The organism is Mesorhizobium sp. WSM1343, assembly GCF_055901535.1.
The window spans coordinates 1,774,018-1,790,088 of the sequence record NZ_CM148370.1 but is presented as its reverse complement, the minus strand read 5'-3'; the positions used below and the strand labels follow the sequence as shown (position 1 = coordinate 1,790,088).

Below are 16,071 nucleotides of genomic sequence, written 5' to 3'. Positions count from 1 at the left end.
TCTGGTATTACCAATTTTGCATGCGCGTCAAGCCCTTTCTTGGCAGCTTGACGTGGCCATTTCCATCGGATTACCGCTTTATCTGCCTGTTTTACCAAGATTTTCCTACTCAGTGATATGATCGGGTATTGTCCAATACCCCACCCAACCGCTAAGATCAGTAGTGTGCATGCCAATCTGGTCGAACCAGTTAGGCTCTATTTCACGACTGCCTTCGGATCGAGGCTGCCTCCTTCATCGACCGATTCCGCCACTGCCGCACGCACCAGCGCCCCGGCCGCCCACTGTGCGACCGACATCGTCCGGCGGCTGTCCAGCCCCCAGATATCCTTGAGCACGATCAGCACCTCGACGCCGAAGATAAGCGACAGCGCCTGTGCCAGCCGCTTGAAGTCGCGCGGCGGCAAACGGCCCTTGAGCGGCGCGATCGCATCCTTCAGCAGGTCGATGCGGTGGCCACGCGTAAAGGCGGGCTCACCGCCCAGCGTGCCGGCCTGACGCCGCGCCCATTGATCGAGCGACAGCTTCAGTGCTGCCTTGAACGTAGCCTCGAAGGCCTCGATGCGCGGCATGGCCGTGTCGAACAGCTCGGCGACCCGGCGCTCGGCATCGGCGGAGGTCGATTGCCAGGTGAGGATTGGCCCCAGCCCCTCGTCGACGACGGCCTGCACCAGTGCCGACTGGCTCGGGAAGTAACGATAGGCGGTGGCGCGGGAAACCTCGGCCGCCTCGGCGACCTCGCTGACCGAGGGCGTGACGCCCGCCTGCATCAGCCTTGTTGCCGTCTCCAGCATCAGCCGTTTGGTCCGCGCGCGCGGCCCACGTTCGGGCACTGGGCCGGTTGCCCGTTCAGCCTCGTCGCTCGCAGCGGATTGTTGACGTGAGACATTCATACCAATACGATACGCACGTCTCAAAAATTTGCAATGGCGTCCGCATCGTCGAGTGGCCCGGGCAATGAGCGATGGGGGCGGCATCGCGCCTGCCAGGATTGGGAGAGCGCAATGAAGCGTATCTATGTGGTGGGGACCGCGGACACCAAGGGCGAGGAACTCGCCTTCCTGGCCGATGCAATCACGGCTGCGGGCGCCCTCGTTTGTCGTGTCGATGTCGGAACGCGCGACGCAACCATCCCCGTCGATATCAGCACGAGGGAAATCGCCGACCATCATCCCGGCGGCAGTGAAACCGTGCTCGGCGGCAATGATCGCGGCGCCGCGGTCGCCGCAATGGGCATCGCCTTCGCCCGCTTTGCCCAATCGCGCAACGACATCGCGGCCATGATCGGCATTGGCGGCGGTGGCGGCACATCGATCGTCACGTCGGGCATGCGCGCCCTGCCGCTCGGCCTGCCCAAGATCATGGTCTCGACGCTCGCCTCCGGCGACACCGCTCCCTACGTCGATGTCTCCGACATCATCATGATGCCTTCTGTGACCGACATGGCCGGACTGAACCGGCTCTCCCGTGTCGTGTTGCACAACGCGGCTCAAGCCATATCAGGCATGGCGGCCAGCCCGGCGCCACCACCCGACGGCAAACCATCGATCGGCCTCACCATGTTCGGCGTCACCACGCCTTGCGTGACCGCCATCGCCGACCAGCTCCGTTCCGGATATGACTGCATGGTCTTCCACGCCACCGGCACCGGCGGCCGCAGCATGGAAAAGCTGGCCGACAGCGGCTTGCTGTCCGGAGTCGTCGACATCACCACGACCGAAGTCTGCGATCTCCTGTTCGGCGGCGTGCTGCCGGCGACGGAGGATCGTTTCGGCGCCGTCGCACGCACGGGGCTGCCCTATGTCGGCTCCGTCGGCGCGCTCGATATGGTGAACTTCTGGGCGCCTTCGACCATCCCGGAACACTATCGCGACCGGCTGTTCTACGAACACAATCCCAATGTCACGCTGATGCGCACCACGGCGGACGAATGCCGTGCGATCGGCGAGTGGATCGGCACCAGGCTCGCCCGCTGCAAGGGGCCGGTGCATTTTCTCATCCCGGAAAAAGGCGTCTCGGCGCTCGACATCGAAGGCGGCGCCTTCTTCGACCGGGAAGCCGACGCCGTTCTGTTCGATGCCATCGAGCGCACCATCAAGCCCAACGGCAAGCGGCGCGTGACGCGCCTGCCGCTGCATATCAACGACCCGGAATTCGCAAGGGCTGCAACAGCGGCCTTCCTCGACATCGCCAGACAGTGAGAGACCTCAAAAAATGCCCGCCATACCGCGCAAGGACATCTTGAAGAAATTCAGGGGAATGATCGACAAGGGCGTGCCGATCATCGGCGGCGGCGCCGGCACCGGCCTGTCGGCGAAGGCCGAGGAGGCCGGTGGCATCGACCTCATCATCATCTACAATTCCGGCCGCTACCGCATGGCCGGGCGCGGCTCGGCCGCCGGCCTGCTCGCCTATGGCAATGCCAACGAGATCGTAAGGGAAATGGCCTATGAGGTGCTGCCGGTGGTCAGACACACGCCGGTGCTGGCCGGCGTCAACGGCACCGACCCGTTCGTCATCATGCCGCTGCTGCTGGCAGAGCTGAAGACGATGGGCTTTTCCGGCGTGCAGAATTTTCCCACCATCGGCCTGTTCGACGGCAGCATGCGGCAGAGCTTCGAGGAGACCGGCATGGGCTTCGGCCTCGAGGTCGACATGATCGCCGAGGCGCACAAGCTCGACCTCTTGACCACGCCCTACGTCTTCAACCCGGATGAGGCCCGCGCCATGACAAAAGCCGGCGCCGACATCGTCGTCGCCCATATGGGTGTGACGACAGGTGGCTCGATCGGCGCCACGTCGGCCAAGTCGCTCGACGACTGCGTTCAGGAGATCGACGCCATCGCCAATGCCGCGCGCTCGGTGCGCAAGGATGTCATCCTGCTTTGCCATGGCGGCCCGATTTCGATGCCCGACGACGCCCGTTACATTCTCTCCCAGGCCAAGGGCCTGCACGGCTTCTATGGCGCCAGCTCGATGGAACGGCTGCCGGCGGAAGCCGCGATCGCCAAGCAGACGGCCGATTTCAAGGCCGTCGCGCTCGGCGGCCAGAAGACCACATTCAAGAAAAAGAAGGGATGAGTGAGATGACCGACAAGAGCAAAGTGTTCGTGTACCCGAAGGACGTCAGCGCCTTCGGCTTCGACTGGGGAAAATTGGCGCTGACGGTGGCGCCCGAAGTGAATGGCGCAACCCGCTTTTCCGGCGGCGTCGTCGACCTGCCTTCCGGCAAGGGCCATACGCGCCACAACCATCCGGGCGCGGAAGAAATCATCTTCGTCATCTCAGGCCATGGCGAACAGATGGTCGAGGACGAGAAGGGCAATCCGATGGTCGAGAAAGTCGGCCCCGGCTGCACCATCTACGTGCCGGAAAGCCGCTTTCATTCGACGCTCAACACCGGCGACGGGCCGATGCAGCTGTTCGTCGTCTATTCGCCGGCAGGACCTGAACTGGTTTTGCGTGAGCTACCGGATTTCAGGCTGATTCCGCCGGGGCAGTGATCTTTCCTCGGTTCCGGCTCCGACCTCTGCCCTCGGGGAGAGGTCGGATTGCCCCGAATTGCTTTTCCCGGATGGCAATCCGGGTGAGGGGCAGCAGCCTCAATACCAGCTAGGCCGTCCCACCTCTGTTCCACCCCCGGCCCCGATCACCGAACATCACATAACCAGCGTCCGTCACCGCCAGCGTGTCTTCCAGCTTGATGAAGCCCCGTGTCGGGTGGAGCATGGTCGTCTCCACCGACAGCACCATGTTCTTCTCCAGCGGTTTGGCCGCATAGGTGCCTTCATAGGTCACCGGATGGTTGGTCATCAGGAACGGCGCCTCGTGCGTGATCAGGCCCATGCCATGGGCGAAGAAATCCGTGTAGGGCGCGACCTTCGAAGCCTTCAGCACGCCCTCGGCATGCGAAATCATGTCGCCGCCCAGCGTGCCCGCTTTGACTTTTGAGAAGGCCGCCTGCTGCACCGTCTCGACCTCGGCCAGAAGATCTTCGAGCTCGGCATCCGGTTCGCCGAGAATGCCCATCCGGCAGAGGTCGCCTATATAGCCGTGATAATTGCCGCCGGAGTCGATTGACAGCACCTCGCCTTTTTTCCACGCCTGCGGTGAAGCGGCGCGGTTGTGGCTGGCACCCAGCGTCAGCAGGCAATATTCGAAATGGATGCCGCGGTTGGTTTCCTCGCGCCGCAGCTGCTCGATGATCTCGCTTTTAGTCGTGCCTTCACGCGCCCAGGCAATGGTCGCCAGCATGGAATCGGTGATCAGTTCGGAGGCCGTGCGCAGCTTCTCCAGCTCCGCATCGGTCTTGATGGCGCGCATGCGCTCCAGCATGTCGGTCGCATCGATCAGCCTGGCATCCGGCAACGCCTTGCGGATCAGCGTATAGGCGTCCGATGGCAGGAAGCCAGGCTCGATGCCGATGCGCGCGCCGGCCTTGCCGATCTTCTGCAGGTGCTCGACCGCAAGGTTGGCGGCGTCGAGCGTGCCCCAGCAGGCGGCGTGCAGCGTCGGCGTCCAGAACGGATTGTTCTGGTGCTCGCCGCCCTCCATGCGGTTGCCGATATAGGCGGCATGGTCCGGCCCGCCCTTTTCGTACACGACGATCGGCAGGTATCGGCTGTGGCCGATCGCATCCATGGCGGCGAAGAAGATGAACTTGTAACCGCCCAGCAGATATTGCGTGTTGTGCTTGGAGGTGGCGAGCAGCACATCGATGCCGGCCTCCTCCATCAGCCGGTCGACCCTTGCCTGGTCGAACGGGATATTGCCGACGGCATTCTTGCCCGGAGCAATGTTCATCTCTCTCTCCCTGAATTGCCTGGAATCGCCGGCCGTTCCGCTCGCGATCCCCTGGCCATGACTCAAATCTGCACCATTTTGCCCGTTCTGGTCCAGCCAGAAATAGGGAAAACAGCACCGTTCGATGTCATCATACCTTTGTCCGCCGTATATCCCATCAATTTGGTCCTACCAGATTGACGTGATAGAAGCGCATGCTCCAAACTGGTCCAGCGGACGAAAATTTCAAAGCCAAGCGAGGATGCGCCAATTCCGTCTCTGGCGAAACCCTCGGCAAGGCTCATAATCGCCGCCGCAAGGATGCTGGCGGGCTTGCCGGCGTTCGAGGGGTATTGGCGCGCCCAACCGGGTCGCGGAGAGGACGGAGTTCGATCATGTCAGGTTTCACGATTTCCAGACGCACGATGCTTTCCGGCTCGGCAATGCTGCTGGCCTCCACCGCCATCCCGACACCGGGCTGGGTGCAGACGCCGAAGAAGGGCGGACGACTGGTGCTTGCAGCCGATTCCGAACCGCGCAACCTCAACCCGGCGATCGTCGCCTCCAACGGCGTCTTCTTCATCTCCAGCAAGATCGTCGAAACGCTGGCCGAAGCCTCCTACGACGGCAAGGACGGACTCGCGCCAAGGCTGGCGCTGAGCTGGGAGGGTGCCGCCGACGGGCTCTCGGTGACGTTCAAACTGCGCGACGGCGTCAAATGGCATGACGGCAAGCCGTTCACCTCCGCCGACGTCGCCTTCTCGGCGCTGCAAATCTGGAAGCCGCTGCAGAACCTCGGCCGCACCGTGTTCAAGGACCTGGCCAGCGTCGAGACCCCCGACGATCTCACCGCTGTGTTCAAATTCGCCAAGCCGACGCCGTTCCAGCTGATCCGCAACGCGCTGCCGGCGCTGAGCAGCGTGGTGCCGAAGCACATCTACGAGGTTGGCAAGATCGAGGACAACCCGGCCAACAACGCGCCCATCGGCACCGGACCGTTCAAATTCGGCGAGTACAAGGCCGGCCAGTATTACCGGCTGACCAAAAACACCGACTACTGGGGCAAGGACGAGCCCTATCTCGACGAGATCATCTATCAGGTGCTGCCGGATCGCACGTCCGCGGCCAGCGCGCTGGAGGCCGGAGAGATCCAGCTGGCGGCCTTTTCCGCCGTGCCGCTGGCCGACCTCGACCGCATCTCGAAAGTGCCGGGCCTGAAAGTGATCACCAAGGGTTACGAAGGGCTGACCTATCAACTCGTCGTCGAGATCAACCATCGCCGCAAGGAACTGGCCGACGTCAAAGTGCGCCAGGCGATCGCGCATGCCATCGACAAGGATTTCGTCGTCAAGACGGTGTTCCTCGGCTATGCCGCGACAGCCACCGGCCCGGTGCCGAAGAACGATCCACAATTCTACACCGCCGATGTGCCGACCTATGCCTTCGACGTCGCCAAGGCCAACGCGCTGCTCGATGAAGCCGGCTACAAGAAAGGCCCGGACGGCAAGCGCTTCACGCTGAAACTGCTGCCTGCGCCCTATTTCAACGAGACAAAACAGTTCGGCGACTATCTGCGCCAGGCGCTCGCCGCCATCGGCATCGACGCTGAGCTGGTCAACAACGACTCGGCCGCGCACATCAAGGCGGTCTACACCGACCACGCCTTCGATCTCGCGGTCGGTCCGCCGGTGTTCCGCGGCGATCCGGCGATCTCGACCACCATCCTGGTGCAGAGCGGCATTCCCGACGGCGTGCCGTTCTCCAACCAGGGCGGCTACAAGAACGATGCGCTCGATGCGCTCATCGCCAAGGCATCGGAGACGCTCGACGCATCAGCCCGCACCGACCTCTACAAGGAATTCCAGAAGGCGGTGGCTGCCGACCTGCCGCTGATCAACGTCGCCGAATGGAGTTTCATCAGCGTCGCGCGCGACACCGTCGGCAACATCGCCAACAACCCGCGCTGGGCGGTGTCGAACTGGGCGGACACGTATCTGGAATCGTGACAGAATTGCGCGGATGAGAATTCGCGAAATCATCGTAGGCGTTGAGTTCTACGAGGTCCCCCTCTGTCCTACCGGACATCTCCCCCTCAAGGGGGGAGATTGGCCGCTTGTCTGTCCCGCGAATTCTTCAACGTTGGAGATTGGCGAAGCCAAAAGAGACAGCCGATCTCCCCCCTTGAGGGGGAGATGTCCGGCAGGACAGAGGGGGGTGCCTAGGCGCAATCCTGACCAGCGTATCGCTGCGACGCCCCAATGACTCGCGCGCTCACTCTCATCCGCCATCGCCTCGTCGGCAGCATCTTCGTGCTGCTGATCGTCGTCATCGGCACGTTCCTTTTGCTTGAGGCCGCCCCTGGCGATGCGGTCGATGCCTATATCGTCTCGACCGGCGGCGACGCCGGCATGATCGAGCTGTTGCGCCATCGCTGGGGCCTCGACCAGTCGGAGCTGACGCGGCTGGCTAACTACCTCTGGGCGCTGTTGCATCTCGACCTCGGCCAGTCGGTGACCTTCTCCCGACCGATCCGCGATGTGATCCTCGAACGCCTGCCCAACACGCTGCTGTTGATGGTCAGCGCCACCGCGCTCTCCTTCGGGCTCGGCTCGGCACTCGGCATCTATGCCGGTGCGCGGCCCGGGAGTTTGCGCGACCGCTTCCTGTCGATCGGCTCGCTGGCGCTCTATGCCGTGCCGGGTTTCTGGCTCGGACTGGTGCTGATCGTCGTCTTTGCCGTCGACCTGCGCTGGCTGCCGATCGGCGGCATCGAGACCTTGGCTTCCGACAAGACCGGCCTTGACCGCGCAGCCGACATCGCCGTCCATCTTATCCTGCCTGTTTCGGCCCTCGGCTTCATCTACCTGGCGCTCTATCTGCGCATGATGCGCGCCGGCATGGCCGAGGTCTGGCGGCAGGATTTCGTCTTGGCCGCGCGCGCCAAGGGATTATCACGCCGCCGCATCGTGCTCGCCCACGTCGCCCGCAATGCACTGCTGCCGCTGGTCACCATGCTCGGCCTGCAGTCGGCGCAGATGCTCGGCGGCAGTGTCGTCATCGAGAGCGTCTTTTCCGTGCCCGGCCTCGGCCGGCTGGCGCAGGAGGCAGTCGCCTCCCGCGATACGCCGCTTCTGCTCGGCATTATTCTCACCAGCGCCGTCCTGGTCATTGTCATCAACCTTGCCGTCGACATCGCCTATGCCTTCCTCGACCCGCGCGTCGGCGCCAGCGAGGCCGGCGCATGAGTGCCCTCCGCCGCTTTCTGCGCACGCCCGAGGCGGTCGCCGGCGCCATCCTCCTGGCGGCGCTGATCGCCATGGCGCTGTCGGCGTCGCTGCTGTTCCCCGGCGATCCGCAAGCGATTGCCGGGCCGGCGCTGCTGCCGCCGTTCCAGGACTGGTCGCTGCCGCTTGGCACCGATCGGCTTGGCCGCGACGTGCTGGCCGAGCTTTTTCATGGCGCCCGCACATCGCTGGCTGTCGGGATCGCCGCCGCGGCCGCCGCACTTGTCGTCGGGGCAGTGGTCGGCACATTGGCCGGCTTTGCCGGCGGCCTCGTCGACGAGGTGCTGATGCGCATCACCGACGCCTTCCAGACCGTGCCGAGCTTCCTGCTGGCACTGGCCTTCGTCAGCGTCGTCGGACCGTCGCTCGGCATCGTCGTGATCGCCATCGCGCTCGGCACCTGGACCGGACCAGCCCGTGTCGCCCGCGCGGAAGTCCTGTCCATTCGCGAACGCGATTATGTCGCCGGCGCCAGGGTCATCGGCATGCACCCGCTGGCGATCGCCTTTCGCGAGGTGCTGCCCAATGCCTTGCCGCCGGTGCTGGCGATGTCGTCGGTGATCGTCGCCGCCGCGATCCTCACCGAGGCGGCCTTGTCGTTCCTCGGCCTGGGAGATCCCAACCGGGTCACCTGGGGCGGCATGATTGCCGAAGGCCGTGCTGTCCTGCGCACCGCGCCCTTCCTGTCGATCGTGCCGGGCATAGCACTGGTGCTGACCGTGCTCGGCGTCTATCTCGCCGGCGAAGGCATCGTCGAGACGACGGCGGTCAGGAGAGGCCTGTCGTGACCGCGCTGGCTTCGATCCGCGACCTGACGGTGACCTACCGCCGTGACGGCAACGAGGCGACGGCGCTGAAGGATGTCAGCCTCGACATACAGGCTGGCGAGCGCTTGGCCATCATCGGCGAAAGCGGTTCGGGCAAGAGCACGCTGGCGCTGGCGATTGCAGGGCTGCTGCCGGCAAGCACCAAGACTGAAGGAAAGATCGATTGGTTCCTACCGTCGGCGTTGGGCGCCAAGGCACCTCCCTCTGTCCTGCCGGACATGTCCGGCAGGACAGAGGGGGCCTCGTAGAGCACAGACCGCAAAAGCTCTTCACCAGATCAAGTCACCCTCCCCGCGGCGGCCGCGATATCGGTTTCGTCTTCCAGGACCCATCCGCCAGCCTCGACCCCGTAATGCCAATCGGCAAACAAATCGCCGAAGTCGCCCGCATCCATCTCGGCCTCACCTGGTCCCAGTCCTATGCCAGGGCCAAAACCCTGCTCGAACGCGTCCGCCTGCCCGATCCTCACTCGGCCCTGCGCGCCTTCCCGCACCAGCTTTCCGGCGGCCAGAAGCAGCGTGTGGCGATCGCCGCCGCCATTGCGGCCGGTCCGAAATTGCTGATCGCCGACGAAGCGACCAGCGCGCTCGATACCATCGTGCAGGCCGAGATCGTCGCCTTGATCCGACGCCTGGTGACCGAGGACGGCATGACGCTGCTGTTCATCAGCCATGACATCGCGCTGGCGGCCGAGCTTGCCGGGCGCATCGCCGTTTTCCGCCATGGGCAGTTGGTCGAGCTTGGCATGACGGCGCAGATTGTCGGCGCCCCGGCCCAGCCCTATACGCGCGCATTGCTCGATGCCGATATCGGCCTCGACACCAAGCCGCTGCTGAACCGAGCCGGGCTCCACGCATGAGCCTGCTGGCGGTGTCCAACCTCACCAAGCGCTACCGTCGCGGCGACAACACCATCGCTGCAGTCGACGATGTCTCCTTTCACATCGAGCCGGGTGAAACGCTGGCGTTGGCCGGACCCTCCGGCAGCGGCAAATCGACGATCGCGCGGGTGGTGCTGCGATTGATCGAGCCGGACGACGGACGCATCGAGTTCGAAGGCGACGATTTCCTGGCCCTGCGCAGCGCAGCACTGCGTGCCCGCCGCGCGCGCCTGCAAATGGTGTTCCAGGACCCGCTTGCCGCCTTCAACCCGCGCGCCACAGTGGCGCGTGTGCTCGACGATCCCTTGCGCATCCATGGCATCGCTTCCCGCAGCGAGCGCCCGCGCCGCATCGCCGCCTTGCTGGAGCGCGTCGGGCTGACGGCGGACCTCGCCCCGCGTGCCATCCATGAAATCTCAGGCGGCCAGCGGCAGCGCGTCGCCATTGCCCGCGCCATCGCCACGAAGCCGTCGCTGATCGTGCTCGATGAAGCGGTGTCGGCGCTCGACGTTTCCGTGCGCGGGGAGATCCTCGAGCTTTTGCTCGACCTGCAGCGCCAGGAAAAGATCGCCTATCTCTTCATTTCACATGATCTCGGCGTCATCCGGTCGATCGCCCACCGCGTTATCCTTCTCGACGCCGGCCGGGTTGCCGAGAACGGCGATGCCCGAACCGTCATCGACGCACCGCAATCGGCCATTGGAAAGGCGCTGGTGGCGGCAGCACCGAGATTGAACCGGACCCTGATGCGGCTGGCGTCGGCCGGCCTCGATTGAGACCCGGCCGCCACCATCCGTTCGCTCAATAGCCGACGGTGAAGCGCTGCCTGATATGGGCCGGCTTCTCGATCTCGTCGACCATGACGATCGCGTAGTCCTCGAAGGAAATGCTGCTGCCCTCGTCGGAGGCGAGAAGCGTGTCCTTGCCGAGGCGGAATTTGCCGGTGCGCTCGCCAGGCACGAACATGGCGGATGGCGACAGGAACGTCCAATCGAGGTCGTCGACCGTCTTCAATCTGTCCAGGAAGTCGGCGCCCTTCTGCGCTTCTGCCTTGTAGATCGCCGGGAAGTTGGGGCTATCGACCAGCCGCTTGCCGGGCGCGACTTCGAGACTGCCGGCGCCGCCGACGACGAGATAGCGCTTCACGCCGGAGGCGCGCACCGCCTCGATCAGTGCATCGGTATCGCTATCCAGGAAATGCACAGAGCTGATCACAGCGTCATGGCCGCGGATCAGGTCCGCGAGACCTTCTGTGTCGAAGACATCGCCCTTCCTGGCCGTAACGCCCGGAAGCGCGACAATCTTTTCCGGGTTGCGCGCGATGCCCGTGACGGTATGGCCGCCATCGGAGAGTTCCCTGAGAAGGCGCGAACCGACAGCGCCCGATGCACCAATGAGAGCGACTTTTGCCATGTCTGTTTCCTTATGCTTGGGGGTCTGGAGGATGGGGTCACGCCGCCGCGATGTGGGCGACGAGATTGTCGAAGCTGCCGAACAGCGCGTTCGAACCGATGAGCCGGGGCGCATCGTTGCGGATGACCGCGAGCGAAGGCACGCCATCGGCATGCAGGCGCTGGAACAGCGCACGGCCACGGCCAACCTGGTCGCGGTGAGCCGCCAGCAATGTTTCGGTCGGCGCCTTAAGCGTTTCGGCGGCGTCCGCCATGCCGTCGGCGGCGAGCACCTCGGCCACACCGCCGATCGTCACGACATCGCGTCCTTCTACATAGCGCGCATGCTGGATCGTCTTCAGCGCCGCAAACCGGCGGCTAGGGTCCTCCAGGCCAGCGGCAGTGATGCCGAGTGTGGCGGCATGTGAGTCGAGCAGGGTGCCACGGACATTGAGGACATTGTGCCGGTAGGCCGGCGTGAACGATTGTCCGGTCAGGCGCTCGATGCGCTGGTCGTTCGCCCAGGCGTGCGCCGCAAAACCTTCATCCATCGGACGCGCGCCGGCGCCGGAAAACAGGCCGGTCGGCAGCAGCTCGACGCGCACACCGGTGGCCGACAACCGGCCGAGCATCCGGGTGGCACCATAGCACCAGCCGCAGGGCGGATCGAAAAGATAGGTCACTTCTGAATTGTTCATAATCGCTGCTACCCATGATCCCGGCTGCCGGCTTGATCGAATGCCGTTGGCTGATATGTGGCAGGTGGGGGTCTTGCGATAAATGGCACCCAATAATACAAACTGTATGATCTGATCATACAAATGGCAGCCAGCTTGGCCGAACTTCTGAACCTCAATCGGCTCGCCTACTTCACCACGGTGATGGAAACCGGCTCGTTCACGGCCGCAGCCAACCGGCTTGGCGTCGCCAAGGCCGTGGTCAGCCATCAGATCGGCAAGCTCGAAGAGGAACTGGGCGCAACGCTGCTGCAGCGCACGACCCGGCGTGTCACGCCGACCGAAGAGGGTCGCCTCTTCTATGACCGCGCGATGATCATCCTGCGGGAAGCGGAGGCCGCCTATGGCGAAATCTCGCGCGGGACCGTCGAACCGAGCGGAACGCTGAGGCTGACGGCGCCGCTCGACTACGGCACCAAGATGGTGGCTCCGGTCATGGCGGCCTATCTCAGAACCTATCCGCAGATGCGCGTCGAGGCGATCTTCGACGACGCCGTCAGCAATCTGGTGGACGAGCAGATCGATCTCGGCATCCGCGTCGGCTGGCTCACCGATTCCTCGAACCAGGCGCGGCGGCTGGGGACGATCCGGCAAATCGTGGTGGCGAGCCCTGGCTTCGCGGCGAGCCTGCCGCCCGACCTGACGCCGCACCAGGCAAGATCGCTGGCCTGGGTCGGCAACACCCAGTTGCGCGGCATCGGCCAATGGCTGTTTTCCAGGGATGGCGAAACGGTGCTGACCGAGCTCAATCCGGTCCTCATGTGCGACAAGAGCCCCGCCGCCCTTGCTTGCGTGCTCGTCGGCATCGGGCTGGGCGTCTTTCCGGACTACAGCGTCAGCGACGATATCGCCGAGGGGCGGCTGGTGCCGGTATTTGCCGACTGGAGCCTGCCGTCAGGCGGCATCCACGCAGTCTTTCCGCCGGCCCGGTTCCGGCCCGCCAAGGTTCGCACCTTCGTCGATCTGCTCGCGGCGGCCGAGAAGCGGCGATCGCGCGGCGTCGCCACGGCTTGAAGCCGATAGCGGTCAGCGGGCCTCTTGCAGGATCATCTCGGCTGCCTTCTCCGCGATCATGACGACCGGCGAGTTGGTGTTGCCCGAGACGATTGTCGGCATGATCGAGGCATCGACCACGCGCAGCCCGGCAAGCCCGTGAACACGCAGGCCGTCGTCGACCACCGCCATCGTATCCGAACCCATCTTGCAGGTGCCGACGGGGTGGAAGATCGTCGTGCCGATATCGCCGGCCTTGCGGATGAGCTCTTCATCGCCGTCATACTGCGTGCCGGGCAGCATCTCTTCCGGCGCAAAGCGCGCCACCGCCCGAGCCTTCATCAAACTGCGGACATGGCGCAACGACGCGACGGCCACGCTGCGGTCTCCCTCGGTGGAAAGATAGTTCGGCCGGATCTTCGCCGTCTCCCGCGCGTCGGACGAACCCATGTGCACGCTGCCCCGGCTTTCCGGACGCAGATTGCAGACCGAGACGGTGACCGCGGGAAAGCGATGCAGCGGCTCGCCCAGACGGTCGGTGCTCAGCGGTTGCACATGATATTCCAGATCGGGCGTTGCGAGGCGCGGATCGCTCCTGGCGAAGATGCCGAGCTGGCTTGGCGCCATCGACAGCGGCCCGCTGCGCTTGAGCGCGTATTCCAGCCCCATCGACGCACGGCTGACCAGATTGTGGTAACGCTGGTTGAGCGTGGCAGTGTTGGCGACCTTGAAGACGGTGCGGATCTGCAGATGGTCCTGCAGGTTTTCTCCGACGCCCGGCAAAGCATGACGAACATCCACGCCGATGCCCGAGAGCAGGTCGGGGCGACCCACCCCCGACAGTTCGAGCAGCTTGGGCGAGTTGATGGCGCCGGCCGCAAGGATCGTCTGTCCAGCGCGGACCTGATGCAGGCGGCCGCCTTGGCGGAAAACCAGTCCGGTGACGCGCCGGCCGTCGAATTCGAGACGTTCGGTCTCCGCGCCGAGCACTACGCGCAGGTTCTTGCGCCCCGCTATGCCACGCAGGAAGGCCTTCGATGTGTTCCAGCGCACGCCCTTCCTCTGGTTGACCTCGAAATAGCCCGAGCCTTCATTGGTGCCGGTGTTGAAGTCTTCGGTGCGCGGAATGCCGAGTTCCTCGGCCGCGTCCCGGAAGGCGTCGAGGATCGGCCATGAAAGCCGCTGCCGTTCGACCCGCCACTCGCCGCCGCTGCCGTGCATGGCGCCTTTGCCGCCGTGATAATCTTCCGATTTGAGGAAATAGGGCAACACGTCGTCCCAGCCCCAGCCGGCATTGCCGGCCTGGCGCCAGCCATCATAGTCGGCAGCCTGGCCGCGCATGTAGATCATGCCGTTGATCGATGAACAGCCGCCAAGCACCTTGCCGCGCGGATAGTTGAGGCTGCGTCCGTTGAGACTGGCTTCCGGCTCGGTCTTCATCATCCAGTCGGTACGCGGGTTGCCCATGCAGAAGAGGTAGCCGATCGGGATATCGACCCAGTGATAGCGGTCGCTGCCGCCGGCCTCGAGCAGCAGCACCTTGTTGCGCGGATCGGCCGAGAGCCGGTTGGCGAGCACGCAGCCGGCGGAGCCGGCACCGACGATGACGTAGTCGTAACTGCCGAACGGAGACGGTGAAGCTTCGGTCACGTGCGCGCCTGCTGTCCGGCGATGCGCTCCCACATCGGGGTCATCGCCTGGTTGATCTCGCCATAGAGTCGATACCGCCGTGCGTATGCGTGAGCAACCGTCTCGTTGGGTACAAAATGTCGGGCGGCCGCTGTCATGGCGGCTGCACCGGCACTGTAGTCCGCGAAAATGCCGACGCCGGTGCCCGCCGCGATCGCCGCTCCCAGCGCGCCGGTTTCGCGGCTGCGCGCCACGGTGACGGGCACGCCGAGCACATCGGCGAAAATCTGCGGCCAGACGCTGCTGCGCGAGCCGCCGCCGGACAGCACCACCTGGTCGAAATCGGCGCCCGCTTTGTGCAAGGTCTCGACATGGCGCTTGTGCTCGAAGGCGACACCCTCGAACAGCGCACGCAGCAGATGGGCTCGGCTGTGCCAGCCGGCGATGCCGTAGAAGCCGGCGCGCGCATGGCCATTCTGCTGCGAGCCATAAAGGAAGGGATGATAGATCGGGATGTCGCTGTTGGGATCGACGGACGCCACCAGTTCGCTGCACAATTCGAATGGCGACTTGCCGGCTTCGCCGCCATGTTCGAGGAATTCGCGAACGATCCATTCGAGATTGGCGGCCGAGGTGGCACTGGATTCGATCGCCAGATAGCGCTGGCGATCGAAAGTCGACAGCATGAAGATCGAAGGGTCGCGGATCGGCTTGTCGGTGATGACCTGGTTGATGCTCCAGGTTCCGGCGATGACCGAGGCGGCACCGGTTCTGGTCACGCCCGAACCGACCGCGCTGGCGACGACATCGAACAGCCCGGCAACGACCGGCGTGCCGGCGCGCAGTCCCGTCAGGGCCGCCACCTCCGCGCTGACATGGCCGGCAATGTCGGCCGATTCCAGCACTGGCGGCAGCAGGTCCATGCAATCGCCGAGCCCATAGGCGGCAAGCAGGTCCGGTTCGTAGCGGCGGTCCTGCATCTGCAGCAGGCCGCAGCCCGACATATCTGAAGTATCGCTGCTGCGCGCATCTGTCAGGCGGTTGACGACGAAATCCTTGCACAGGAACACAGTTCCGATGCTGGCAAACAAAGCCGGCGAAAAGCGCTTGAGCCAGGCAAGCAGGGTCGGCGTCTGCGCCGCCCACGGCCGCTGCAGGCAGTGTGCGTAGGTGCGGTCGCCGACATTCTGCTCTGCCCACTCGGCAACGATATCGACGGCGCGTGTGTCGAGCGACTGGATGCCGATCAATGGCGCGCCCGCACGATCGAGCGCGTAGAGCCCGTTGCCATGGCCGGCGCAGCCGATGGCGACGATCTCGCCGGCGTCGATACCGGCTTCAGCGATGCATTGACCAATGACCGAGACCGCATTGCGCCAGAGTTCGTCGAGGTCGCGTTCGACATGTCCGGGCTTTGGCATGGACGAGCGGCCGTCACGGGCGGCGAATGCCAGTTCGCGGCCCGACAGGTCGAAGAGAATGGCCTTGATGACGGTGTTGCCGGCATCGAGACCGAGGATATAGCTTGCCATTGGCGCCTCCCGAGAC

At 64.4% G+C, this 16,071-nt stretch carries 15 protein-coding genes and 1 pseudogene; 9 read left to right on the top strand and 7 right to left on the bottom strand.

Features of this window, described 5'->3' with window-relative positions; all coding sequences use genetic code 11:
- Window positions 1–197: 197 nt before the first annotated feature.
- Entirely contained in the window at window positions 198–893 is a 696-nt protein-coding gene (locus AC0NIL_RS08645) for a TetR/AcrR family transcriptional regulator (protein WP_013529493.1), read from the bottom strand.
- Window positions 894–1,004: 111 nt separating this feature from the next.
- On the opposite strand from AC0NIL_RS08645, the gene AC0NIL_RS08640 reads away from it, so the two are divergent.
- From AC0NIL_RS08640 to AC0NIL_RS08630, 3 genes are read left to right on the top strand one after another with little or no spacing between them, the layout of a single operon-like run.
- Complete coding sequence (locus tag AC0NIL_RS08640; RefSeq protein ID WP_473572604.1) at window positions 1,005–2,201, top strand: Tm-1-like ATP-binding domain-containing protein; 1,197 nt, start codon at window positions 1,005–1,007, stop codon at window positions 2,199–2,201.
- A 13-nt stretch (window positions 2,202–2,214) separates the two neighbouring features.
- Entirely contained in the window at window positions 2,215–3,081 is an 867-nt protein-coding gene (locus AC0NIL_RS08635; protein ID WP_473572605.1) for a phosphoenolpyruvate hydrolase family protein, read from the top strand.
- Window positions 3,082–3,086: 5 nt separating this feature from the next.
- Entirely contained in the window at window positions 3,087–3,503 is a 417-nt protein-coding gene (locus AC0NIL_RS08630) for a cupin domain-containing protein (RefSeq protein WP_013529490.1), read from the top strand.
- A gap of 109 nt (window positions 3,504–3,612) precedes the next feature.
- On the opposite strand, the gene AC0NIL_RS08625 is transcribed toward AC0NIL_RS08630, so the two are convergent.
- Both AC0NIL_RS08625 and AC0NIL_RS08620 read right to left on the bottom strand, forming a co-directional pair.
- Window positions 3,613–4,803, bottom strand: coding sequence for a M24 family metallopeptidase (locus AC0NIL_RS08625; protein WP_473572606.1), 1,191 nt, complete (start codon window positions 4,801–4,803; stop codon window positions 3,613–3,615).
- Between the two features lie 62 nt (window positions 4,804–4,865).
- Window positions 4,866–5,087, bottom strand: coding sequence for a hypothetical protein (locus tag AC0NIL_RS08620; RefSeq protein ID WP_473572607.1), 222 nt, complete (start codon window positions 5,085–5,087; stop codon window positions 4,866–4,868).
- A 90-nt stretch (window positions 5,088–5,177) separates the two neighbouring features.
- On the opposite strand from AC0NIL_RS08620, the gene AC0NIL_RS08615 reads away from it, so the two are divergent.
- From AC0NIL_RS08615 to AC0NIL_RS08595, 5 genes and pseudogenes are all read left to right on the top strand, one after another.
- Complete coding sequence (locus tag AC0NIL_RS08615; RefSeq protein ID WP_473572608.1) at window positions 5,178–6,788, top strand: ABC transporter substrate-binding protein; 1,611 nt, start codon at window positions 5,178–5,180, stop codon at window positions 6,786–6,788.
- 252 nt (window positions 6,789–7,040) lie between these two features.
- The gene (locus AC0NIL_RS08610; protein WP_473572609.1) at window positions 7,041–8,027 is read left to right on the top strand and encodes an ABC transporter permease; all 987 of its coding nucleotides are present in this window, start codon (window positions 7,041–7,043) and stop codon (window positions 8,025–8,027) included.
- A complete protein-coding gene (locus AC0NIL_RS08605) occupies window positions 8,024–8,854 on the top strand; it encodes an ABC transporter permease (protein WP_063169055.1) in 831 nt (276 codons plus the stop codon). The genes AC0NIL_RS08610 and AC0NIL_RS08605 overlap by 4 nt, the downstream gene beginning before the upstream one ends.
- Window positions 8,851–9,752 (top strand): annotated as a pseudogene (locus AC0NIL_RS08600) (ABC transporter ATP-binding protein). The gene AC0NIL_RS08605 and the pseudogene AC0NIL_RS08600 overlap by 4 nt, the downstream one beginning before the upstream one ends.
- Window positions 9,749–10,549 (top strand): ABC transporter ATP-binding protein, encoded by an 801-nt coding sequence (locus tag AC0NIL_RS08595; RefSeq protein WP_013529483.1) that lies wholly within the window; start codon window positions 9,749–9,751, stop codon window positions 10,547–10,549. The pseudogene AC0NIL_RS08600 and the gene AC0NIL_RS08595 overlap by 4 nt, the downstream one beginning before the upstream one ends.
- Window positions 10,550–10,574: 25 nt before the next feature.
- Here AC0NIL_RS08595 and AC0NIL_RS08590 read toward each other — a convergent pair whose 3' ends face one another.
- Complete coding sequence (locus tag AC0NIL_RS08590) at window positions 10,575–11,186, bottom strand: NAD(P)-dependent oxidoreductase (protein WP_024504443.1); 612 nt, start codon at window positions 11,184–11,186, stop codon at window positions 10,575–10,577.
- Window positions 11,187–11,223: 37 nt separating this feature from the next.
- Window positions 11,224–11,862 (bottom strand): DsbA family protein, encoded by a 639-nt coding sequence (locus AC0NIL_RS08585; RefSeq protein WP_473572611.1) that lies wholly within the window; start codon window positions 11,860–11,862, stop codon window positions 11,224–11,226.
- Between the two features lie 135 nt (window positions 11,863–11,997).
- On the opposite strand from AC0NIL_RS08585, the gene AC0NIL_RS08580 reads away from it, so the two are divergent.
- Window positions 11,998–12,915, top strand: a complete 918-nt coding sequence (locus AC0NIL_RS08580) for a LysR family transcriptional regulator (protein WP_224620221.1) — start codon at window positions 11,998–12,000, stop codon at window positions 12,913–12,915.
- Between the two features lie 12 nt (window positions 12,916–12,927).
- Here the strand turns inward: AC0NIL_RS08580 and AC0NIL_RS08575 are convergent, their stop codons facing one another.
- The gene (locus AC0NIL_RS08575) at window positions 12,928–14,544 is read right to left on the bottom strand and encodes a GMC family oxidoreductase (RefSeq protein ID WP_064995523.1); all 1,617 of its coding nucleotides are present in this window, start codon (window positions 14,542–14,544) and stop codon (window positions 12,928–12,930) included.
- Entirely contained in the window at window positions 14,541–16,055 is a 1,515-nt protein-coding gene (locus tag AC0NIL_RS08570; RefSeq protein WP_064995522.1) for an FGGY-family carbohydrate kinase, read from the bottom strand. The genes AC0NIL_RS08575 and AC0NIL_RS08570 overlap by 4 nt, the downstream gene beginning before the upstream one ends.
- Window positions 16,056–16,071: the final 16 nt, after the last annotated feature.